This window comes from Acinetobacter haemolyticus CIP 64.3 = MTCC 9819 (assembly GCF_000369065.1).
GTDB lineage: Bacteria > Pseudomonadota > Gammaproteobacteria > Pseudomonadales > Moraxellaceae > Acinetobacter > Acinetobacter haemolyticus.
This window is the reverse complement of the sequence record NZ_KB849799.1, coordinates 388,296-410,276: the sequence shown is the minus strand read 5'-3', so window position 1 is coordinate 410,276 and position 21,981 is coordinate 388,296. Positions and strand designations below refer to the sequence as shown.

Annotated in this window: 18 protein-coding genes; 4 read left to right on the top strand and 14 right to left on the bottom strand. The window is 38.0% G+C overall.

All coding sequences use genetic code 11. The features are described 5' to 3' along the window. Window positions 1–18 precede the first annotated feature (18 nt). A complete protein-coding gene (locus F927_RS01965) occupies window positions 19–246 on the bottom strand; it encodes a hypothetical protein (RefSeq protein ID WP_017394697.1) in 228 nt (75 codons plus the stop codon). A 248-nt stretch (window positions 247–494) separates the two neighbouring features. Next, complete coding sequence (gene trmA, locus F927_RS01960; RefSeq protein WP_005080993.1) at window positions 495–1,580, bottom strand: tRNA (uridine(54)-C5)-methyltransferase TrmA; 1,086 nt, start codon at window positions 1,578–1,580, stop codon at window positions 495–497. Window positions 1,581–1,755: 175 nt separating this feature from the next. Here trmA and F927_RS01955 point away from each other — a divergent pair, with 175 nt between their 5' ends. Further along, complete coding sequence (locus tag F927_RS01955) at window positions 1,756–2,202, top strand: DUF4265 domain-containing protein (RefSeq protein ID WP_005080991.1); 447 nt, start codon at window positions 1,756–1,758, stop codon at window positions 2,200–2,202. Between the two features lie 58 nt (window positions 2,203–2,260). On the opposite strand, the gene putA is transcribed toward F927_RS01955, so the two are convergent. Then, window positions 2,261–6,025, bottom strand: coding sequence for a trifunctional transcriptional regulator/proline dehydrogenase/L-glutamate gamma-semialdehyde dehydrogenase (gene putA, locus F927_RS01950; protein ID WP_005080989.1), 3,765 nt, complete (start codon window positions 6,023–6,025; stop codon window positions 2,261–2,263). A gap of 200 nt (window positions 6,026–6,225) precedes the next feature. Between putA and F927_RS01945 the strand changes: the two genes are divergently transcribed. Next, the gene (locus tag F927_RS01945; RefSeq protein ID WP_004638843.1) at window positions 6,226–6,717 is read left to right on the top strand and encodes an Lrp/AsnC ligand binding domain-containing protein; all 492 of its coding nucleotides are present in this window, start codon (window positions 6,226–6,228) and stop codon (window positions 6,715–6,717) included. Window positions 6,718–6,760: 43 nt separating this feature from the next. Here the strand turns inward: F927_RS01945 and putP are convergent, their stop codons facing one another. The 5 genes from putP to F927_RS01920 all read right to left on the bottom strand — a co-directional run bounded on the left by putP (window position 6,761) and on the right by F927_RS01920 (window position 12,742). Further along, entirely contained in the window at window positions 6,761–8,257 is a 1,497-nt protein-coding gene (gene putP, locus F927_RS01940) for a sodium/proline symporter PutP (RefSeq protein ID WP_005080988.1), read from the bottom strand. 568 nt (window positions 8,258–8,825) lie between these two features. Further along, window positions 8,826–9,200, bottom strand: coding sequence for a glycine cleavage system protein GcvH (gene gcvH / locus F927_RS01935; RefSeq protein WP_004638847.1), 375 nt, complete (start codon window positions 9,198–9,200; stop codon window positions 8,826–8,828). 96 nt (window positions 9,201–9,296) lie between these two features. After that, the gene (locus F927_RS01930) at window positions 9,297–10,322 is read right to left on the bottom strand and encodes an AraC family transcriptional regulator (protein ID WP_005080985.1); all 1,026 of its coding nucleotides are present in this window, start codon (window positions 10,320–10,322) and stop codon (window positions 9,297–9,299) included. A 129-nt stretch (window positions 10,323–10,451) separates the two neighbouring features. Next, on the bottom strand, window positions 10,452–10,892 hold the full coding sequence (locus F927_RS01925) for a MaoC family dehydratase (protein ID WP_005080982.1): 441 nt from the start codon (window positions 10,890–10,892) through the stop codon (window positions 10,452–10,454). After that, complete coding sequence (locus F927_RS01920; RefSeq protein WP_005080980.1) at window positions 10,892–12,742, bottom strand: ABC transporter ATP-binding protein; 1,851 nt, start codon at window positions 12,740–12,742, stop codon at window positions 10,892–10,894. The genes F927_RS01925 and F927_RS01920 overlap by 1 nt, the downstream gene beginning before the upstream one ends. A 190-nt stretch (window positions 12,743–12,932) precedes the next feature. On the opposite strand from F927_RS01920, the gene F927_RS01915 reads away from it, so the two are divergent. Together F927_RS01915 and F927_RS17025 are read left to right on the top strand one after the other, a co-directional pair. Next, window positions 12,933–14,789 carry a non-contractile tail sheath protein gene (locus F927_RS01915; protein ID WP_005080977.1) on the top strand — a complete coding sequence of 619 codons (1,857 nt, stop codon included), beginning with the start codon at window positions 12,933–12,935 and terminating at the stop codon, window positions 14,787–14,789. 284 nt (window positions 14,790–15,073) lie between these two features. Then, the gene (locus F927_RS17025; protein WP_008941507.1) at window positions 15,074–15,250 is read left to right on the top strand and encodes a hypothetical protein; all 177 of its coding nucleotides are present in this window, start codon (window positions 15,074–15,076) and stop codon (window positions 15,248–15,250) included. Window positions 15,251–15,400: 150 nt separating this feature from the next. Here the strand turns inward: F927_RS17025 and F927_RS01910 are convergent, their stop codons facing one another. The 6 genes from F927_RS01910 to F927_RS01885 all read right to left on the bottom strand — a co-directional run bounded on the left by F927_RS01910 (window position 15,401) and on the right by F927_RS01885 (window position 21,495). Continuing rightward, window positions 15,401–16,660, bottom strand: coding sequence for a mechanosensitive ion channel family protein (locus F927_RS01910; RefSeq protein WP_005080976.1), 1,260 nt, complete (start codon window positions 16,658–16,660; stop codon window positions 15,401–15,403). A gap of 117 nt (window positions 16,661–16,777) precedes the next feature. Next, window positions 16,778–17,317, bottom strand: coding sequence for a DUF2058 domain-containing protein (locus tag F927_RS01905; protein ID WP_005080974.1), 540 nt, complete (start codon window positions 17,315–17,317; stop codon window positions 16,778–16,780). Window positions 17,318–17,320: 3 nt separating this feature from the next. Next, window positions 17,321–18,001 carry a YoaK family protein gene (locus F927_RS01900; protein WP_004638863.1) on the bottom strand — a complete coding sequence of 227 codons (681 nt, stop codon included), beginning with the start codon at window positions 17,999–18,001 and terminating at the stop codon, window positions 17,321–17,323. Window positions 18,002–18,007: 6 nt separating this feature from the next. Continuing rightward, window positions 18,008–19,210, bottom strand: coding sequence for a serine/threonine transporter SstT (sstT, locus tag F927_RS01895; protein WP_004638865.1), 1,203 nt, complete (start codon window positions 19,208–19,210; stop codon window positions 18,008–18,010). Window positions 19,211–19,402: 192 nt separating this feature from the next. Beyond that, window positions 19,403–21,109, bottom strand: a complete 1,707-nt coding sequence (locus F927_RS01890) for a SulP family inorganic anion transporter (protein WP_026057315.1) — start codon at window positions 21,107–21,109, stop codon at window positions 19,403–19,405. Window positions 21,110–21,177: 68 nt separating this feature from the next. Then, on the bottom strand, window positions 21,178–21,495 hold the full coding sequence (locus F927_RS01885) for an ArsR/SmtB family transcription factor (protein WP_004638870.1): 318 nt from the start codon (window positions 21,493–21,495) through the stop codon (window positions 21,178–21,180). Between the last annotated feature and the right edge of the window lie 486 nt (window positions 21,496–21,981).

Sequence of the window (21,981 nt, the reverse complement as noted above, 5' to 3'; positions counted from 1 at the left end):
AAGGGATTAGGTTTTGCTTTATTGAATTGGTGGGTTGATCATTTCAAGAAGCTCTTTGCGGCTGTAGCCTCGAGAAATAAGTACCTTTTTGATGCCTTTAATTACGTCTTCATCTCTTGCTTTAACCAGAGCTTCCAATAATTGTTCGTTTGTTTTACATGAGCAATCATTTTCGACGCAAGCAATTTGATTCTTATGTTCATTGTGCTGTTGTTCAGCAGAGAACAGTTTTTCCCAAAAACTCATAGAGCCTTTCATATTCGGTTTAACATAGATCGAAATATAATCAATCTAAAATAAAATACAAGCCAGAAATAGTGATAAAAGCAGCAGTTAGACTCTGATTTTTCCGATGGTAATTGGTGAAATCAACGAAAATATGACATTGTTATGACTTGATATTTAAAGAATAATATTTTTCGTTTTTAAAAGTATTTAGAAATTAAAGAGTTAAAATTCTCTTTAATTTCTAATGTTACATTGACATAAATTGTTTAAATTTTTTCGAGCAAAACACCTGACTCAATATGGTGCGTAAATGGGAACTGATCGAATAAAGCAAATTTGCTGATACGATGGGTTTGAGTCAAAGTTTTTAAATTATCATGCAGCGTGTCAGGGTTGCATGATATGTAGATAATTCGTTCGAATCCTTGCATAAGTGCCAAAGTTGCATCATCAATGCCCGCACGTGGTGGATCAACAAAGATCGTATCAAACTGGTAGCTTTGGATGTCTATATTTGCTTCTTGTAAGCGTCTAAACTCACGCTCACCTTCATAGGCTTGAGTAAATTCTTCAGCTGAAAGACGTGCAACTTGGATATTTTCAATCTGATTTTGTTCAATATTCCATTGTGCCGCATAGACTGAGCTTTTTGCGAGCTCTGTTGCAAGAACACGATTAAATTTTAGAGACAATGGCAGAGTGAAATTGCCATTACCACAATACAATTCTAATAAATCTTTTTGTGAGTTTTGTGCTGCATCACACGCCCATTCAAGCATATGTTTGCAAACTTGTGCATTCGGTTGGGTAAAACTACTTTCGATTTGTTTGTATTTAAATATGCGTCCATGAACATTGAGTTGTTCAACAACATAGTCATCACCAACAATCATTTTTTGACCGCGGCTACGACCCATAATTTTAATGTTTAACTTTTCAGCTAAAGTTTTTGCAGCAGCTTCCCACTCACTATCTAAACGACGATGATAGATGAGCGTCACTAACATTTCTCCGCTTAAGGTTGCGAGAAAGTCAGCTTCAAAAATACGTTGTGATAAGATTGGGACTGCTTTTAATTCCTCTAATAGGCGAGGCATTAAGTCATTAATGCTTTGGTCGGCAATAGGAAACTCATCAATACGGATAACAGTTTTTTGTTTACCATCTTCAGCACGTTCAAACATGGCATAGAACAGATCATCATCAGTATGCCACAGACGAAATTCGGCACGCATACGAAAATGTTGTTCAGGTGATTGAAATACTTCTAAAGCAGGGGGATTGAACGGTGCAAATTGTGCAGTAATTCGTTCAACTTTCTCTTGAAGTTGCTGTTGATAAGATACGGTCATAACTACCAAAAATACAAAACAAATTTAGCTGTGAATGGTATCAAAATTTTATGGATTGACCTAGCTATGATTGAGTATATAAAAATCGAAATACCTAGAGATGAAGACCACTAAAATGCGTTGGCTGGGTAATATATTATTTTTGAAATAAGGTTAATGAGGTTAGGTTTGATTTATGAGTAATGCGAAAATTATTGTAGATTATCTTGATAAAAATGGCTCTTTATCAAGAGAAATAGTTTGGGGGAAGAAGTTTGAAAATGATAAATATTATATAAAAAACATCCCTTTTTTTGCTCCAAACATTTCATTTGATGATTTGATAGAAGTTGATAATGAAGAAGGTAGTTTATATTTTAATGACTTAGTAGAACCTTCCAACAATTCAACTTTGAGGATCATCTTTTTTGAAGATGATTCAAAGAGTATTTATGAGCTACTAAGAAAAATTGAATCTTATTTAGCTGAATGGGAGGGCTTAGAAAATAAACCTTATTACGCAATTAACGTACCTAAAAATGTTAACTATAAGGTGTTGAAAAATTTTCTAGATGAATATGAGGTTTTTTTTGACTATGAAGAGTCGTGCCTTTCAGAAAAACACCGTAATGATCTTCTATAAGTAATAAAAAAACCGAACCATGTAAACATGATTCGGGCTAGGAGATTGAGGACTAAAACTAGTCTTCAGATAAAGTCATCAAACTTGCATTACCGCCTGCTGCTGCAGTATTTACGCTAATGGCACGTTCGATGACGAGGCGTTCTAATGGAATCTGCTCACCTGTTTGAAGATGAGTAATACCAACGATAGCTCCTGAACGATTCGCAATTTTATGCTGTAAGGTTTGAAGCTGTTCTACTGAACCTTGATGTAATACAGCATCAAAGTGATCTGTTTCAACACGTGCAATGACTTTGATTGCTGCTAAAACTTCTTTGGGTAAAGATGCTTGATGTTTAGCCAAGAATACGTTGTCTTTTAGCACTGCTGCTGAACTACCAACTGCAAAAGTTGCAAGAAGTTGTTGTAGCTGAGCTGCTTCATCATTGGCAATTGAAAGCACACGATGACGAGGTAAGATAATGTATTGGTTGCTTTCACCCGTAGGACCTTGCAACTCATAGAACTTACCTACACCAAATGCAGGAATCGTTGTAATTGCTTGAGGCATATTTTGGTTTGCCCAAGACAATAAGCTTTGATAAGCAACATTTGATACCGCATCAAATTGAGAAATTTCTGCTTTCACCGCAAATGGTCTAGCCAATACTTTCTCAGAACAATGTTCCATCAAACGGTACATATAAAGTGGACCGCCCGCTTTCGGACCAGTACCAGATAAGCCTTCACCACCAAATGGTTGTACACCTACCACTGCACCCACGATATTGCGGTTAATATATAAGTTACCTACTTCCGCACGTTGGATCACAGTATTGATGGTTTCATCGATACGTGTGTGTAGACCCATGGTTAAGCCATAACCTTTGGCATTGATTCGATCGATCAATTGCTCAAGTTCACCATACTTATAAGTGATGATGTGCAATACAGGACCAAATACTTCACGTTCAAGGTCATCAAGGTTTGGTAATTCAATCGCAGTTGGCGGTACAAAAGTCCCTTGCGTAAGTGTTTGTTGGCTTGCAGCATCGTTAAACATCAATTGATGAACAGGGTAACCCTTAGATTTCATCTTTTGGATGTGGGTATCGATGGTTTGTTTTGCTTCAGTGTCGATTACAGGACCAATGTCAGTTTTTAAGATCGCAGGGTTACCGACGATCAACTGTTGCATTGCGCCTTTTAACATTTTGATGACGGTTGCCGCGCTATCTTCTTGTACGCACAAGATACGAAGTGCAGAACAGCGTTGACCCGCACTGTCAAATGCAGAACTTACAACATCTAGAACCACTTGTTCAGTAAGTGCTGAAGAATCCACGATCATCGCATTTTGACCACCAGTTTCCGCGATTAACGGGATAGGCTGACCATTTGGAGATAAGCGTTTTGCCACAGTCTTTTGCAAGATTTTTGCAACTTCGGTAGAACCTGTGAACATGATGCCTTGAATACGATCATCTTGGCTCAGTTGAGCACCTACAGTTTCACCACGACCAGGAAGGAGTTGAACAGCACCATGTGGTACGCCAGCTTCCCACAAAATTTGGACAGCTTGTGCTGCAATAAGTGGTGTTTGTTCTGCTGGTTTAGCAATTACACAGTTACCGCTTACTAATGCTGCTGCAATCTGACCAGAGAAAATTGCAAGAGGGAAGTTCCATGGGCTGATACAAAGGACGGTACCTAATGGTTTTACTTGTGCATGTGCAGGTAAATTCTCAATTTGAGTTGCGTAGTAACGTAAGAAGTCTACTGCTTCACGTACTTCAGCAATTGCATTGGCATAAGTTTTACCACTTTCACGGCAGAGTAAAACCATCAATTCCTGAATACGAGCTTCCATCAAATCAGCTGCACGTTTTAAGCAAACAGCACGATCAGTTTTATTTGTTGCAGCCCAACTTTGCTGTGCTTGTACTGCTGCTTCAAGTGCAAGTTGTACATCAGCACTCGTTGCTTCATTCACATAGCCCACAATTTCACTGTTTTGTGCAGGATTTGTAATTGCAATAGCATTACTTTCATCGTGAACAGTGGATTCAAAGCCCAGTAACGGTGTGCTTTTCCAAATGTGGTGACGTAGCTTCTGTGCTGTTGCATTTAGATCAGCAAGTGGCGTGTCATTATTTAGGTCAAAACCATTTGAGTTTGGACGCAATGGGTATAAATCATGTGGAAGAGGAATTGCTGGGTGTTTTAATCCGAGCTGGCCTTCTTCTTTTGCAGCAGTTTGAATGTCTTTGATCGGTGATTGGATTAAATCATCAACTTTCAATGTTTTGTCTGCGATACGGTTTACAAACGATGTATTTGCGCCATTCTCAAGCAAACGGCGGACTAGATAAGCCAACAATGTTTCATGGTTACCTACAGGCGCGTAAACACGACAAGGAATACCGAGTTTATTATCTTCTTTTGAACCCACGACTTGCTCGTACAACGGTTCACCCATTCCATGCAAGCATTGGAATTCGTATTGACCAGGGTAGTATTTGCTTGGATCAGCAAGATTGTAGATCGTCGCAAGTGATTGCGCATTGTGGGTTGCAAATTGCGGATACACTTGGTCTGGAGCAGCAAGAAGTTTCTTCGCACAAGCGATGTATGACAAATCGGTGTGTACTTTACGGGTAAACACAGGGTAGTCAGTCATACCGTCAATTTGAGCTTTTTTGATCTCGCTGTCCCAATATGCACCTTTCACCAAGCGGATCATCAAGCGTTTGTTACTGCGTTTAGCAAGGTCAACGATATAATCAACCACATAGAAACAACGCTTTTGATAAGCCTGAATAACGAAACCAATTCCTTTCCAATTGGCAAGTTTTGGCTCAAAACATAAACGCTCAAGTAATTCGAGTGAAATTTCTAAACGTTCAGATTCTTCAGCATCGATGTTTAAGCCGATATCATATTGTTTTGCTAAGCATGCAAGCTCAAAAACTTTGTTATAAAGTTCGTGATGAACACGGTCAATTTGGGCACGTTGGTAACGTGGGTGCAAAGCAGAAAGCTTAATTGAGATACCAGGACCGTCATATACACCACGGCCATTTGATGCTTTGCCAATTGCATGAATCGCTTGAGTGTAGTCGTTGTAGTAACGTTCAGCATCATGTTCAGTAAGTGCTGCTTCACCTAGCATATCGTACGAGTAGCGGAAACCTTTATGTTCTAATGGTTTAGCATGTTCAAGTGCTTCTTCGATGGTTTCACCGGTTACAAACTGTTCGCCCATCATACGCATGGCAACATCCACCGCTTTACGAATGATACCGCGACCACTACGTGCCAGAAGTCCAGTTAAAACACTAGATAAACTCGTTTGCTTTGGCGTTTCCATCAGTTTGCCTGTCAGCATCAAGCCCCAAGCAGCAGCATTAACGAACATGAGGTTACTTTGACCGACATGGTCTTTCCAGTTACCTTGGTTGATTTTGTCACGAATCAATAAATCACGTGTCGCTGTATCTGGAATACGAAGCAATGCTTCAGCCAAACACATGAGTGCAACACCTTCTTGAGAAGAAAGCGAAAATTCTTGAAGTAGACCTTGAACGATACCCGCTTTACCAGCTGAGCTTTTACGCTCACGTAAATTGTTTGCTAAGTTAAATGCGAGATCATAAATTTTTTGATCAAGATCAGGGGAGATATTGGCAGCTTCAGCAAGTTCTGCCACTGATTCAGGTTCTGCACGTCGCCAAGCGGTATTAATGCGTTGCTCAAACTCACTTTTTTCTTTAAATTCGGTGATGTAAGCACCGCTATTTTGAGTTGTGTCCATGTCTAGGCGGGTATCCAAAGTATTCATGCTAAATTCCGATAACAATCTTGAAGTTCTATCGATATTTGATGCCTTGCTTGATGCAGTTTTAGTTTGCAGCGCGGTTAACAAATAAAATACCAATAGACTCTATCTCTATTGAGTAGAGAGGTTTAGATAATTTATCATTGCAGAATAAAACCCGTATAACTCACTATATTTCGACCATTTTTTAGAGGAAAATTCAGTTGGATAGCCCAATTTATACTTTAGATCGAACTGATTTGAAAATTCTGGATATTCTTCAAACAGATGGGAGAATATCAAACAGTAAGTTAGCTGAATTAGTGAACTTGTCTCCGACTGCGGTAATGGCGCGCGTGCAAAAGCTGACAAAAGATGAATTTATTCTTGGTTACGAGGCAAAGCTCAATCCGAACAAGCTGAATGCAAATTTTTTGGTATTTGTTGAAGTGCTTTTAGATAAAACGACACCAAATGTTTTAGATGATTTTATTGATGCTGTGACCCAACATCCTGAAATCGTTGAATGTCATATGGTGAGTGGAGGTTTTGATTTTTTGATTAAGTTGCGTAGTGCTGGCATGGAGGAGTTTCGCCGTATAGCAGGGCAAATCCTATGGCAACTCCCTGGTGTCAAAGAGACACGGAGCTATCCAGTGATGCAAGTTGTAAAAGACAGCTCTAAAATCAAGATTAAATCACGCGCAAAATACTAGATCAAAAAAAGGGGCTCGAAAGCCCCTTAAATTTATTGAAAAATTATTTCATTTCACGTGCATAGATTTCATCAGCTTGTTCAAAGCGATTTGTAACATTCGCATTTGGCGCTTTACCAAGTAAGCTGACAACAACAATGCTGATAAATGCAAATACAAAACCTGGAATGATTTCGTAAATACCTGTATCGCCAAAGAAGTTTTTCCAAACGATAACCGTTACAGCACCAATGATCATACCTGTCAATGCGCCGTTTAGAGTCATGCGTTTCCAGAACAATGAAAGAATAATCAATGGACCAAATGCGGCACCAAAACCTGCCCAAGCATAAGCAACTAAGCCTAGAACTTTACTTTCAGGATTTTGTGCGAGGAACAACGCAAGCATTGCAACCACAAGTACCATACCACGACCGATCCAAACCAACTCTTTTTGAGAAGCATTTTTACGGATAATGCCTTTGTACAAATCTTCAGTTAAGGCACTCGAACAAACCAATAGCTGGCAACTCAAAGTACTCATAACCGCAGATAGGATTGCAGCAAGGATGATACCAACAACCCAAGGATTGAATAGAATTTTAGTCAATTCCATGAATACAGTTTCAGGGTTGGCAGTAACTGCAGCGGCAAGTTCTGGATGCTGTTGGAAATATGCGATACCAACAAAACCAGAGCCAACTGCACCAGCTAAACATAAAATCATCCATGTCATGCCGATACGTCGAGCAGCAGGAATAGATTTGACTGAATCAGCAGCCATGAAGCGAACTAAGATATGTGGTTGACCGAAATAGCCTAAACCCCATGCTGCTGCAGAAAAAATTGCAACCAAACTTAAATCTGAAGCAAAATTATAAGCATGCGGGCGAGCTGTTTCTACTAAAGCAGCAAATTCTGCAGCACCTGCATCCAATGAGAGGTAGGTGATGATTGGGAGCAGTAACAACGCAAAAATCATCAAGGCTGCTTGGAAAGTATCCGTCCAACTGATCGCAAGGAATCCACCAATACAAACATAACCAATGGTTGCAAATGCACCAAGCATTAAGGCTGTGCCATAAGGTAAGTCGAATAATGTTTCAAATAAACGTGCACCAGCGACCATGCCAGAAGCACAATAAATCGCGAAGAAAACCAAAATAATCAAAGCGGATGTTACGCGTAAGATTTTTTTCTGATCATCAAAACGACCGGTAAAATAATCAGGTAGGGTAAGGGCATTATTTTGCACTTCGGTGTGTACACGTAACCGTCCTGCAACCAAGTACCAGTTGAGCCATGCACCAATAATCAAGCCAATGGCGATCCATGATTCAGATAGTCCTGCCAAGTAAATTGCGCCAGGTAAACCCATGAGTAACCAACCACTCATGTCGGATGCACCAGCCGATAATGCGGTGACAAAACTGCCTAGACTACGTCCTCCAAGAATATAATCATCAAGACTTTTGGTAGAAAAATAGGCGTACAGACCTATACCCAACATGGCAGTAATATATACCACGAACACAACAACAGTGGGATTAGAGAAATTCATAATGGATGCTTATCCTTATATATCCATAACGGTACAATCCCATCTGAATAGCCAAAAATTGATTTACTATTCTAATAAGACTGATAAGGTCACAGATTCAAGCATGAATGTTTTTTGAATTACTGTTGTTTTTATGTTTATTTATTGTGTGTTTTATGTAAATTTAATTAAGTGTATGAATATTAATTCCTTTATCTATAAATCAAGTGTTTTTCTTGCTTTTAAAAACCTGTAAAACTCATTTTTAATTATGTAAATCTTGTTTTTGGTTACAAATGTCTAAATTTTTTAGAGTTAAAGTGATTCATTTGAAGAAAAAATACCTAAAAGTACAAATGTAGAATAATTATTTTGAATAAAAAGTGAGTGTTTAAGTGAATTCATGGCTTATAGGAGCAGAAATAATACTGATTTTTACTGCGGATGAATTTTGCTTGAAAAGTATGCAATTCTGATTTATGGGAGGATTTGGGGTCTGTTTCACAACCTGCTTTTAGAGCTATAAATCATTCAGTGATCCATAAAAAAGCCCAGCATGTGTGCTGGGCTGATTCAGGTAAGTATAAAGTTATAAACCCGACTCATATTCACTATTAGATAGAAGTTTTTCCACATCAGCCATATTGTCTGGCTTAATTTTGTAAATCCAACCTTTGCCATAAGGCTCTTCATTGACGAAATCAGGATCATCTTCAAGGTCTAAATTTACTTCAACCACTGTACCTGAAACAGGTGCATGAATATCAGAAGCTGTTTTTACAGATTCAACAATACCTGCTTGTTCAGTTGCAGTAACTTTACTGCCAACCTCAGGGGTTTCAACATAGACTAAATCACCCAACTCATCTTGTGCATGGTCAGTAATACCAGTTACAACCAAGTCACCTTCGACTCTTACCCATTCATGTGTGCGCGCATATTTCAAATCCGCTGGATGATTCATGACAACTCCTTAACAATTCGTCGTATCATTTTTTCTAGCTTTATACAGGTTTTTCAATAAAAACAAAAGCATCGATCAATGAAGCAATTTAGAAAATTATAAATATGGATCTTTACGCCAGTTACTTGGGCTACGGCCACTCCAACGCTTAAATGCACGGCTGAAATTGGCGACATCAGAATAACCCAACTCATCAGCAATTTGTTCTAGACTATAATCTGTACGTGAAAGCAGTGATGTAGCATGGCGATAACGGACTTCATCTACGAGTGTCGAAAAAGAGGTGCCTTCGGCTGCCAGTTGGCGTTTTAGGGTTCGATCAGACATATGCAAGCGTTCAGCGACATTCTCGATACTCAGGTAATGTTGTTCTGAATTGGTCAAAATGTCACGTACCCGCATCGCCAAACGACGTCTTTCACCTAGTGCTGATAATTCAGTTTCACACTGGTTGATCGCGATTTGACTGGCGATTGGATCGGCATTTACCATTTTTAAGCCGAGATATTTTTTGTCAAAACTTGAAATGAGATGAGGTTGATTAAAACGAATCGTACTACTTAACTTATCTTTATACTTTTCAAACCCTGTAGGCTCAGGGAAATCTAGATCCACTTCACCTCTTAAATCCTCAATCCCTGTTAAGGCTTTTGCCATGGTCATGATCCCGATGGTCAAGCCTAAGATGATTTCGGTGCGTAAAGGCTCAACTTCAATATCACATTGCAGTTGTAAAGTTGCTTTTGGCCCAAAGGTCGAGAAGTATAATTGTAGAAATGGTAAACGCAATTGAATGAATCGACTGGCGAGCGCAATTGCATCGGTAATGTCATGCGCTGTCATGATGGCATAGCCAATAAATCCATGAATTGAAATACGCATTTGCGTTCCGAGATGGAAGCCTAAAGTACTTTCACCTGTCAGACGCAATGCATGCTTCACCAATTCATTCGCAACGGGTGTAGGAATTCGATAATTCGGATCAGCCAGTTGTTCGCTTGTTAAATGAAATGGAGCGAATAAAGTTTCATCGTTATATCCCCAACGAGAAACAACATCTAATAGTAATAAGCCATAGACGCCTGGTATACCTTGATCTTGACGAGTTGAAGTTGTTTTCATCTGCTTTCCGTGGCGCTCATCAATTTTGCCAATATCTTTTAAACACTAAAGTCTTAATCATCTTTACATGAAATAAAATAATCAATCATAAAAATTGTTGGACAAGCGGGTCATTGCTCATTCAAAACATTAAGTCGGCTTTGTAAATACCATAACTTTGGTGGTAGATATTAATAACACATCACCGTTTTGGTTCAAAGCTTGTGTGACGTAACTGACAATACCACGATCAAGTTTGGTTTTAGAGGGTACAATTGCAGTAATTTCAACTTCAACATGAATTTTGTCGCCCGCACGAGTTGGTCTAGGCCAGCGTAGACTTGACTCAGTCCCTAAGAGACCACCTGCGATTGGAAAACATTCAGTCCATAAGCGCATCGTAACAGCAGATGTATGCCATCCACTGGCAGCTAGACCTTGAAACACAGGGTGTTGTGCGGCAGCTTGTTCATCTAAATGAAAAGGTTGCGGATCGTATTGACTTGCAAATTGCTTAATTTCTTCGAGTGTCATTTCATATTCGCGACTAATGAAACGATCACCAACATTTAAATCTTCTAAATACAACATTATTCAGTATCCTGAGCCACCACGCGCTGTTCTACTAAAAAACCACCTGTTTGGCGTTTCCATAACTGGGCGTATAAACCATCATTTGCAATCAATTCTTCATGTGTGCCTTGTTCAGCAATTCGGCCTTCATCTAACACAATCAAACGATCCATCTGAGCAATAGTAGATAATCGATGCGCAATTGCAATGACCGTTTTGCCAACCATTAAGTCATTTAAACTGCTTTGGATTGCTGCTTCGACTTCAGAGTCAAGTGCGCTGGTTGCTTCGTCTAAAATTAGGATAGGAGCATCTTTAAGAAAAACTCGTGAAATCGCAATACGCTGACGTTGACCGCCAGAAAGTTTAACACCGCGTTCACCAACAAAGGCGTCAAATCCAACACGTCCTTTTTGATCGGTGAGTTGGGGAATAAATTCTTCTGCTTTTGCCTTTCTTACAGCTTGTTGAATTTCAGCTTCAGTCGCATTTGGGCGACCATACTTAATATTTTCAGCAACAGTGCGATGTAATAAAGAAGTATCTTGAGTAACTAACGCAATATTGGCACGAAGACTGTCTTGAGTAACGTCATTAATATCTTGGCCATCAATTAGTATACGACCTTGGTTGATCTTGTAAAAATGTAGAAGTAATTGAATGAGGGTTGACTTTCCAGCACCTGAACGACCGACTATTCCAATTTTTTCGCCAGGTTTTATGGTTAAATTCAAATGATCAATTACATTTTTCTGATTATAAGCAAAGCAGACATTTTCAAAGCGAATTTCACCATGATTGACTTTTAATTCTGTTGCATCTTGTTTGTCTTGAATTTGAATCGGTTTACCTAAAGTTTTCATACCATCTTGAATAGTACCGACATTTTCGAACAGCATGGTGACATGCCACATGATAAATTCTGCCAAACTATCGAGTTTGAGCACCATTGCTGTGGTCGCTGCAATTACACCTAATGCAGCTTGTCCTTGCGTCCATAACCAAACTGAAGTTCCGATGACACCAATAAAGAGAAATGCGCTGAGTAGGCGAATACTAATTTGATATTTTACACCTAGACGCATTTGCTTATAAACGGTGACCATAAACTCTTGCATCGACTCTTTGGCATACTGGCTTTCACGTCCAGCATGAGCAAATAATTTCACCGTTTGAATATTGGTATAAGCGTCAGTTACACGACCAGTCATAATTGAACGTGCATCCGCTTGCTCCTGAGAGACTTTTCCTAAACGTGGAATAAAATAACTGGCAATGAGAATAAACAAAACCAGCCATATGATTAACGGAACGATTAGTATAGGAGAGATTGAACCCAGTACGAGGCTGATTGTTATGAAATAAATAAAAACATAAACCACCATATCACCGAGAATCATCCAAAACTCTCGGACAGCCAATGCAGTTTGCATGACTTTGGCTGATAGGCGACCTGCAAAATCAGTGTGGAAGAAATCTAAGCTTTGTTGTAGAAGTAAATTATGAAATCTCCAACGCATGCGCATTGGAAAATTACTAAATAAAACTTGGTGTTTAATGATCGCTTGCAAGCTGACAAAGAAAATATTGGCAAATAATATGCTTATTAAAATCGTAAGATTTTGTTGATTGGTTGCGAAGAAACTATTGGGTTGACTACTACTGAGCCAATCAACTAGTTTACCTATATAAGCAAAGAATAACGCTTCAAAGCAAGCAGCCGCAGCCGTACAAGCAATTAACAAAAATAAATATGGTCGGATCCCTTGAGTCGCTTGCCAAACGAAAGCAAAAAAAGTGGTTGGTAGAGGTTTGTTTAAGTCTTTGGTGGGGTATGGGTCGACTAATTTTTCAAACCACTTCAACATTGTTTTTTCCTCAAGACGTAGACTTAGATTCAATGGCTAAATGCTTTGCTATTATCTAAATGTATGTATAAAGTTTTAGCTTTAGCTGTATAGGATAGCAGAAAAATAAAGTAATTAATGATAATCAAACAAACACAATTTTATTATTCCTTAATATTAATAATTATCAATAACACTTGAGAAAAACCACATGCAACAATATTCTGATTATTCACAAAGTCCTAAATTAAAGATTGAGACTACTCAAATTGATCGTTTTAATCCAACGTATTGGCGGGTTGATGGTCCGCAAACGATGTCTTTTGCAATTACCAATTACTTAAATGGTTTTGAAGTGGTATTTAGGTCGCGTACCACAACAGATCTTGCTGGAATAGTTTGGGACTCACACGATGCAAAAGATCATAAGTTTCTGGCTTATGAAACGAAATATGATTACTCAGGAATGATCTGGGATTTTGATCTTGAGCTTTCAGCTTCTATGCCAGCTTTAAATAACGAAGCATTAACCCCAACATTGACTGTGCATTACCGTGAGCAAGGTCAAGATAAAGTTGCTTATATCGTATTGTTTAATTATGCCGATCAACCAGCTTCACGAACTGCACATATTCAGATTAACTGGGATACGGTAAAGGCAGGTTTTTCGGCGACTGATGATTTTCCTGTCACTCATATTCACCGTATCTCATTTTCAGCATTTACAATGAGTTATAACGGTCATTCGACACTTGCTTTGCCTCAAGCAGAGGATGGTTATATTCGAATAATCAATTCGGTTACTACAGGGGTGAATGCCAGACTAGCATTGACGCGAGTCATTGTGGCTCAACACCAGCATGGCATTTGTACTAGTTATGATGATCATTATGATTTAAACCCTCAGCGTTTGGTGGATAATATTGAGGCCTTGGGTTATCAGGGATTAATTAATCATTATTGTGGTATGTCCAAATACCCAGAGATGAAATGGCGCAGTGATCTAAATACTTGGCAGATTCCCGATACGCTTGTGAGCAATGAAAATGTTGTGAATCCATGCGCGCTAAAGTGGCATGAGTATTTTTCTAACGCGTTAGATCAAGCAAATATGCAACCTATCTTTGGCGTGAGTTTTGAAATGTATTCGCTTGCGGCAAATGAGCTCTGGGCGCAGCGGGACTGGCATAGTAATTTGGGCCGAACTGGATATGAGCCGCCAAGTTATTTTTTTAGTCCCTGTGATCAAAATGCAATGGCTTACCTACACAAAGCTTTTATTGAGTTTTCTGATACATTGGCTGCAGCGGGATGTGAGGTCAATATGCAGATCGGGGAGCCATGGTGGTGGTATAACCAAGGTACTGATTTGCCGTGTATTTATGATTTTCCAACTAAGCTGGCATTTCATGCGGATACAGGATTATACGCACCAGATGTTGGAACCATCTATGAGGCTATGCATAAAACGGGGACACCTTATGATGAATTCAAAGCATGGCTGAGAAATAAGTTAGGGCAAACATGTCAAGATCTACGCACTGTAATTAAAGCAAAGCATCCAAATGCGAAAGTTAGTCCGTTAATTTTCTTTCCGACGATACGAACACCAATAGAAACACTTGTGACAGATATTAATTATCCAAGTCATCACTATGCGTATCCAAACTTCGATTATATTACAACTGAGTCTTATGATTGGATTTTAGAGGCGAAATTAAGTTTGGCACATCAGGTTCTCTCTGAAATTCCAGTACAAGAATTAAACTACCCAGCTGACAAGATTGCCTATTTGGCAGGCTTTGTACCAGATGCCTCTATTGCTCATCTTTATGGTTTTGATCGTACAAAACCGTATCAAGCCCCAATTTGGCAACGTATCTTTGGTGATATGGAAAATAATGAGGTATTGGGAGTATTGAAACAATTTATTTGGGCTTATCCGCAAATTATGTCGGATTCAATCACTATTGATATTGAACAAGCACCAGAAGGTTTTTTTATTCAGCAGGAATATCATTTACCTGTGAATGACGACACACCTTATCCTCCAGAAATTTACTTATAACTTGGTTCTTTTTTGCAGCAATTAGCTTTAAATTAAGATGTATGATCATCTGATTTTTAGTTGATTGCTGGGTGATTTAATTTGGAATATATATTTCTAATAATGTGAATAGTAAATTAAAAATTAGTTAATTACTTTTAAAGAGGCCAGTTATGAATTTTTTTAATTGTTTTTTATGATCATAGACAAGATAAATGGTTTAAATTGAGCGATAATCGCACTGGATTTTTTGCAAAAAACGTGGATAATTGTGACTTGTTACACATTTATACGGAAGTGAAAAGTTGAAAAGAGTTGGAAATTTAGGCGCTTGTTTATTGTTCATCGCTGGTGTTTTTTTCTTGGTTATGGGGATTCCTTCAACCGATTTTGTTCTCATCGCAATTGCAATTGCACTGATGGTTGCTGCTTTCTTATTAATTTATGAGTTTAATCTAAATTTATTTAAGTGGACCAAATAACTTTATTCAGTATAAGAGAGGCTCTTTAAGAATAAATTAAGAAAAAAGATTAAGGGTTTAGATATTTTTCCCATTATAAGTCAATTTAACCTACCTATGGCTTGAGTCTTTGCTGCATAGAATTTAGTAAAAACTCAAGCCATTAAAAATTTAAGTCACATTTTTAGTGTCTATATGGTCGTTGTTAAGGTTTTGAAAATCATATCCAGACGGTGCTTGGTAAATTCTTAATCCAAACTCTGGGATAATTGCAATTAAATGATCGAAAATATCAGACTGAATTGCTTCATAAGAAGCCCAAGCAATTGTATTGGTAAATGCATAAATTTCTAAAGGTAAACCTTCACTGGTTGGTTGCAGTTGGCGAACCAAGATCGTTTGATTTTGAGCAATGCCACTATGTTGACGCAAGTAGAACTCAACGTAAGCTCTGAAAGTCCCTAAATTAGTTAAGCGTCTTTGGTTATATCGAGATTGATTACTTAGGTGATTATTAAATTCTTGTATTTCAGATTTTTTAGAATCTAAGTATTGATCCAATAATAAAAAATCTCTTAGCTTTTGTTGCTCTTCTTCGCTCATGAAATGAACACTACTTTGATCAATGAACAGTGAGCGTTTCATACGGCGACAACCTGAGTTACTCATGCCACGCCAGTTTCGAAAAGTATCTGTAACTAACTTATTCGTTGGAATGGTGGTGTAGGTTTTATCAAAGTTTTGAACAGTCACAGTATGTAATGACATATCAATGACATCGCCATCAGCATTTAAAGATGGCATTTCAATCCAGTCTCCAATACGAACCATATCATAAGATGCGATTTGTACACTCGCTACCAATGAAAGAATAGTGTTCTGGAAAACCAACATCAACACGGCTGCCATTGCACCAAAACCGGCGAGTAGGGTAAATACATCTTTTTTGAGAAAAGTGCCCAAGATCATTAGACCGCAAACCACAAATAAGATCAGCTTAACAAGCTGTAAATAACCTTTGATCGGTTTGTTTCTTGATTTTGGATTACGTTGATAGATCAGATTAAAAATATTAAGTGCTTCACTCACTGTCAGCGCAAGGGTAAGGAAAATAAAAGCTTGTGCGCCCATTTGCACAAAACTGACTACTTTCTCTGGTAGATGAGGGACAGTTGTAATTCCATTCATAATAACAATGGCTGGAACAATATTGGCAAAACGGCGGGTAACACTATGTTGTGCAAAAATAGACTGATTTGGGGATTTAAGTTTGGTAATTAAGTGTCGTATTCCACGAACAATGATTCGTTTAGCAATAAAATTTGCCAGTGCTGCAAATAATATTAGAATTGTTAAAGCAATCAACATTTCCAATAAAGGATATTGACTCAACTCAACTTTTATTTCACGGATAAAATCTAAATAATTCAAACCCAAATACCTTACGATTCTTTAAGCAAGGATTGTAAGGTGGAATTGTGGGGATATTATTTTAAATCACAGTTTATATACGATTTGTAAGACGTTTTTACATAATATGTGCAGGATTTACCACATGAGATCATCAGGAATAACATAGGCTGCATACGGATCATCTTCGTCGGTAGTTTCATTATTTTGTTCGCTGTTGTTGTTTACCAAGATAAAGCCCTGCATTTTTTGATTGATTTTATCTGCCAAGGCTTTAGGGAGATAGGCGTAACTTTCTTGATCTTTTGCAATCACAAGTGAACCTGAAACAAGCGCGTTATATACTTGTTGAGATAGATAAACTTTTTTAATTTTATTGTCATCAATAAATTGGTAGGCAATATCACCTTCAGTTTGTAGAACTTTGTGTTGTTTGATCATTTGAATGATCGATGCTTTTAGTGCTTTTTCTTCTAAAATACGTTGTTTTTCTGAGTTTAATGCTTGGTCTTTGGCGATTTTTTCTTGTTTAGCTCGATCAATATCGGCCTTTAATGCAGCGTCATCATTTTGTCCAAGACGTTGTTCATGCTGAACTTGTTTAGTGAGCTTTTTCGCTTTTTTATTATCCAACAAACCTGCTTTTAATAACTGAGCTTGAAGTGCATTTTTAACCATGATTTAGTCCGAATTTAAATTTGATGGAGAACGAAAATAATAAATCCAATATGCCACACTCATTATTAAGCTTAAAGCTGTAGGAATGAGGAAGGTTTGTAATTGTAGGTAAGGATAGAGCATGCTGGCAAGCACACCACCGACTAAAAAACCGAAAAAAATAAGTAAGTGAAGAAAAATGCGACGTCTTTCTACATGCAATCCACGGGCTTTATAACCTAATGCTAGGCCGATATCAGTGAGTACACCTGATAGGTGGGTAGTACGAATAATTGCACCCTTATAGTGGCTGACCATTGCATTTTGAACGCCCATGGCGACGCATGCCCAAAGTAAACCATATCGTGGAAAATAAGGAATAAGTAACCATGTTAGAAATAGGAAAATCGCGACTAGACTTAATGGAAAGCCATAATGGCGACCAAGCGCTACATTGCCATTGCCTAGAATCAGTCCACTATAAAATGAACCAATCACATAACAAATCAAAACGAGGCTGAGATAAAGAAGGTGATCTGGCTGCCAATTTACCAAGCTCATTGCGAGTAGGCTGGCATTTCCTGTCATGTGGGAAACAGACTGGTGAAGTACGGTGAATAAACCGAGAACGTTTACCATCCCTGCATTCAATGCCAATAAAAAAGCACCCAGTTGAATCCAGTTTGGTAAACGTTGAAAAGGCATACTGACCTATGAGTCTTGGCGGTTTCTAAAATCTACGGCTGCAGTAAATAGAACGTCAGTCGATGAGTTAAGTGCAGTCTCAGTTGAGTCCTGCAATACACTAATAATCATACCAATCGCGACGACCTGCATAGCAATCTCAGATGATATACCAAATAAGCTACAAGCAACAGGGATGAGTAATAATGAACCACCAGCAACACCCGAAGCACCGCAAGCAGAAACTGCTGCAACGACAGATAAGATGACCATAGTGCTAAAGTCTACGTGAATACCAAGTGTGTTCACAGCCGCTAACGTTAAAACAGTCACTGTAACAGCAGCCCCGGCCATGTTAATGGTTGCACCAAGTGGAATGGATACACCGGCAGTTGCTTCATTGACACCTAAGCGATGTGCAAGGTCTAAGTTTACGGGAATATTGGCAGCGGAACTACGTGTAAAAAAGGCGGTAATTCCACTCTCTTTTAAACATTTGAAGACCAGTGGATATGGGTTCGAACGCATGGTGATTCCAACTAAAATTGGATTTATCACTAATGCGACAAAAATCATTGTACCGATGAGAACCATCAACAAATGTGCATAGCTTGCTAAGGTTGCAAAACCAGCATCTGCAAAGGTTACTGCAACCAAACCAAAAATACCCACTGGTGCAAAAGCAATCACGATATGGATAATTTTATTGACCGCATTCGAAACATCAGTGAGCACATGTTTTGTATTGTCAGAACTGTGACGTAAAGCTAAGCCAAGACCAACAGCCCATGCTAAAATACCGATAAAATTAGCATCACTGATTGCTTGTACTGGGTTTGCAATAAAACTCAGCATGAGGTTCTTTAAAATCTCAGCCAGATTGCCGGGTGCTTGTAGTTCTGATTGCGCCGCTAAATGTAAAAACAGTTGACTTGGAAAGAGAATACTCGCAATCACTGCACTGAAAGCAGCAAGGAGCATTCCTAATAAGTAGAGTGTCAGTACTGGTTTTAAATTCGCATTTTGACCGACTTTGAAGTTTGCGATAGAAGAGAGTACAAGTACAAAAACTAAAATTGGTGCGACAGATTTTAAAGCCTTGATGAATAACTCACCTAATAAACTTAGGTAAGGTGTGACATTTGGGAAGAGCAATGCCACGCCGACCCCTAAAAAAATAGCGATAATAATTTTGCTAACTAAACTCAAGCGAGACAATACATTAAACATATGAAGGCCTTATAAACCTATGCACGATTTAAGGTTAAACAAGCGCCGTATTCTATACCTAAGAACCGTGAATATTAAAATTTTTTTTGCAAGCGAATTGCTTTAAAAATAATTTAAAAAATAACACAATGTTTTTAAAAAGTATTTTTAAAAAATATGCCATATCTTTTTGAATAAAAAAAGAGCTATAAATTACTTTTTTGTCGCGCTGCTTTCCGAAAGTTGTTGTATCGCTTGGTAATGTGTTAGAAAAACTTGTCCAGACAATTCCTTGATCAAAGCTGATTTGATTAGCTTTTCCATCACAGGACTTTTGACTTCGGAAAGGTGTAGTTGAATATTTAAAAGTGATAACTCTATGTTTATTTCCTCCAACATTTCAAGTGCACTCAGATCGATGTTGCTAATGCTTGAGCAATTAATGACAACATGCTGTAGTTGAGGGTTTTGACTCACGTGAGTAATGATGTAGCCTTTCAGTACATGTGCGTTGAGAAAGCTTAGATTTTCATCAACACGAAATGAAACGATATCAGGCGAGGTAATTACTTTATAGTGAGATATATTTCTAAAATGCTGCGTGCCTTCTACTAATCCGATCACCGCGATATGTGGTCGGCTGACACGCCACAGTAATAGTACAAACGTTAAAATAATTCCAATGATTAATCCTGTCGTGATATCAATACAGGTTACGCCGATAAAAGTTGCCCACATTGCCAAACCATCTGCTTTTGAATATCGCCATGTCTCAATAAAAGGACTCAGTGTTATCAACTTCCAGATAGAAACAACGATGGTTGCAGCCAAGACTGCTAAAGGTAGATTTTGAAAAAATCCGGTAAAATATAAACTGACAACGATCATCAAGATGGAAGATAGAACACCTGCCATAGGGGTTTTTGCGCCAGCATCAGCATTGACTACAGTACGAGATAAACTACCTGAAACTGCAAAACCAGAATTTATGCCAGCAGCGATATTGGCTAAGCCAAGAGCGATCAGTTCTTGGTTGCTGTTTAGATCGTCACGTTTTTTTAGCGCAGTTGCCTGTGCTATGGCCAGTGACTCAATAAAGCTAATCATGGCGATCATAAAAGCACTTGGGAGTAATTGTATTACCAAATTCCAGTTCCAAGATGGAAAATGAAAACTGGGTAAAGCTGAGGGGATGACACCAACCGTTTGAATTGAATAGTGACTGCTATTAATGATAAATGTCATGATGAGAATAGAGCAAAGTAGAATCAACAATGGAATGATTCTGTTTATAAAACCTGATCGAATTAATTTAGGCAATAAGAACAGTAAGACAATTGAAATAATTCCGATACTAAAGTTACTTAAACTGATTTGATGAAAATTTTGTTGAAGACTAATAATAAACTCAGGAATATTGTTCGCTTGTAAAGGAATAGCAAATAAGAACTTAAATTGTCCCAAGGCAATTAATAAAGTAGACGCGATGATAAAACTTTTGATCACGGGGTGGCTAATCAGTTGGATTAAAAATCCAAAACGGAAAATGCCAAGAACAAATGAGATCAAACCAACTAAGACGGCAAGTAGGCAGGCTGCTTCAATATAGGCTTGAGATCCCACTGTAAATAGGGGATTCAATGCTGCAAAAACCATCATTGAAATAATGGCAACAGGACCGATTGAAAGTGTTGAACTACTGCCCGTAAAGGCATAAATGATCATTGGCAAAATACTTGCGTATATACCCATGATTGGAGGTAGTCCTGCTAACATTGCATAAGCCATGCCTTGTGGGACAAGCATAGCAAGTACGATTAAGGCTGCGACTAGGTCAGCCTTAAAACTTGCTGTTTGATAATGACTCAACCATTTACGAGCTGGAAATAATCTATCAAAGTCAGGCATTAGCAGTTTCATGCATAATATTCTAAATCATAAATTTATATATATTATGCAGAAAAAATGCTAAACAAAGGAGAGATAATTTAAACTTCTACTTGGGGACAATAATGTTTATATAAGGTTTCTAAAAGAATACTGAGTTTGGGATCAAGGATAGAGTAAAAAATTTGTTTACCATCTCTGCGAGTAGATACTACTTTACTTTTACGCAACATCATCAGTTGTTGTGAAAGTGTGGGTTGAACAATTTTTGTTACTTCGGCAATTTGAGAAACATTGAGCTCTTTTTGAGTTAGATGACACAAAATGATTAATCGATCAGTATTTGCAAGAGATTTAAGTACATTTACAACGATATCAGCAGACTCTCTCATTGCCTCAATTTCAAGATCCTTTTGCATACGCTCATCACTACCAGAAAACCGGGTCTAGTATAAGGTGAGAAATGGGAAAAAATGTAGTAAAACTGCATAATTGCAATGGATTTTAATGACATATCATATCAAAAAATCTAATAAGTATATGTGTTTTTGTGATTTATATCTCAAAAATAATGTTTATTATAGATGTAATTCACAAAATAATTTTTATTGCTTAAAAACGGATCAATCCATTCTGATGTAAGTAGTAATTATTAATTTTTGTTAAACAATAAAATTAAGTTGTTAATATATCTAAAAATATGCAAAAAATTAAAATAATGATTGTGCTTTGTGAAAAATTGTATACAATTGCCAATAAGACAGAATAATCTGTCTGCATAAAAAGGATCGGAGATGTGAAAACATAACCGCCAGAGGGTAATAATACTTATTATTCTTTTACACTCAGACGCAAGCGTGAGCCAGAAAAATAATTATAAATCACGCTTTATTTTTTTATCACAT

Bases quoted from the DNA above. Each gene is read 5' to 3' on its own strand.
- F927_RS01915 (WP_005080977.1), top strand. From the start codon at position 12,933: ATGCAACAATATTCTGATTATTCACAAAGTCCTAAATTAAAGATTGAG.
- sstT (WP_004638865.1), bottom strand. From the start codon at position 19,210: ATGTTTAATGTATTGTCTCGCTTGAGTTTAGTTAGCAAAATTATTATC.
- F927_RS01930 (WP_005080985.1), bottom strand. From the start codon at position 10,322: ATGAAAACAACTTCAACTCGTCAAGATCAAGGTATACCAGGCGTCTAT.
- F927_RS01885 (WP_004638870.1), bottom strand. From the start codon at position 21,495: ATGCAAAAGGATCTTGAAATTGAGGCAATGAGAGAGTCTGCTGATATC.
- gcvH (WP_004638847.1), bottom strand. From the start codon at position 9,200: ATGAATCATCCAGCGGATTTGAAATATGCGCGCACACATGAATGGGTA.
- F927_RS01925 (WP_005080982.1), bottom strand. From the start codon at position 10,892: ATGTTGTATTTAGAAGATTTAAATGTTGGTGATCGTTTCATTAGTCGC.
- F927_RS01905 (WP_005080974.1), bottom strand. From the start codon at position 17,317: ATGGTTAAAAATGCACTTCAAGCTCAGTTATTAAAAGCAGGTTTGTTG.
- F927_RS01920 (WP_005080980.1), bottom strand. From the start codon at position 12,742: ATGTTGAAGTGGTTTGAAAAATTAGTCGACCCATACCCCACCAAAGAC.
- F927_RS01965 (WP_017394697.1), bottom strand. From the start codon at position 246: ATGAGTTTTTGGGAAAAACTGTTCTCTGCTGAACAACAGCACAATGAA.
- trmA (WP_005080993.1), bottom strand. From the start codon at position 1,580: ATGACCGTATCTTATCAACAGCAACTTCAAGAGAAAGTTGAACGAATT.
- putP (WP_005080988.1), bottom strand. From the start codon at position 8,257: ATGAATTTCTCTAATCCCACTGTTGTTGTGTTCGTGGTATATATTACT.
- F927_RS01890 (WP_026057315.1), bottom strand. From the start codon at position 21,109: ATGAAACTGCTAATGCCTGACTTTGATAGATTATTTCCAGCTCGTAAA.
- F927_RS01900 (WP_004638863.1), bottom strand. From the start codon at position 18,001: ATGCCTTTTCAACGTTTACCAAACTGGATTCAACTGGGTGCTTTTTTA.
- putA (WP_005080989.1), bottom strand. From the start codon at position 6,025: ATGAATACTTTGGATACCCGCCTAGACATGGACACAACTCAAAATAGC.
- F927_RS01955 (WP_005080991.1), top strand. From the start codon at position 1,756: ATGAGTAATGCGAAAATTATTGTAGATTATCTTGATAAAAATGGCTCT.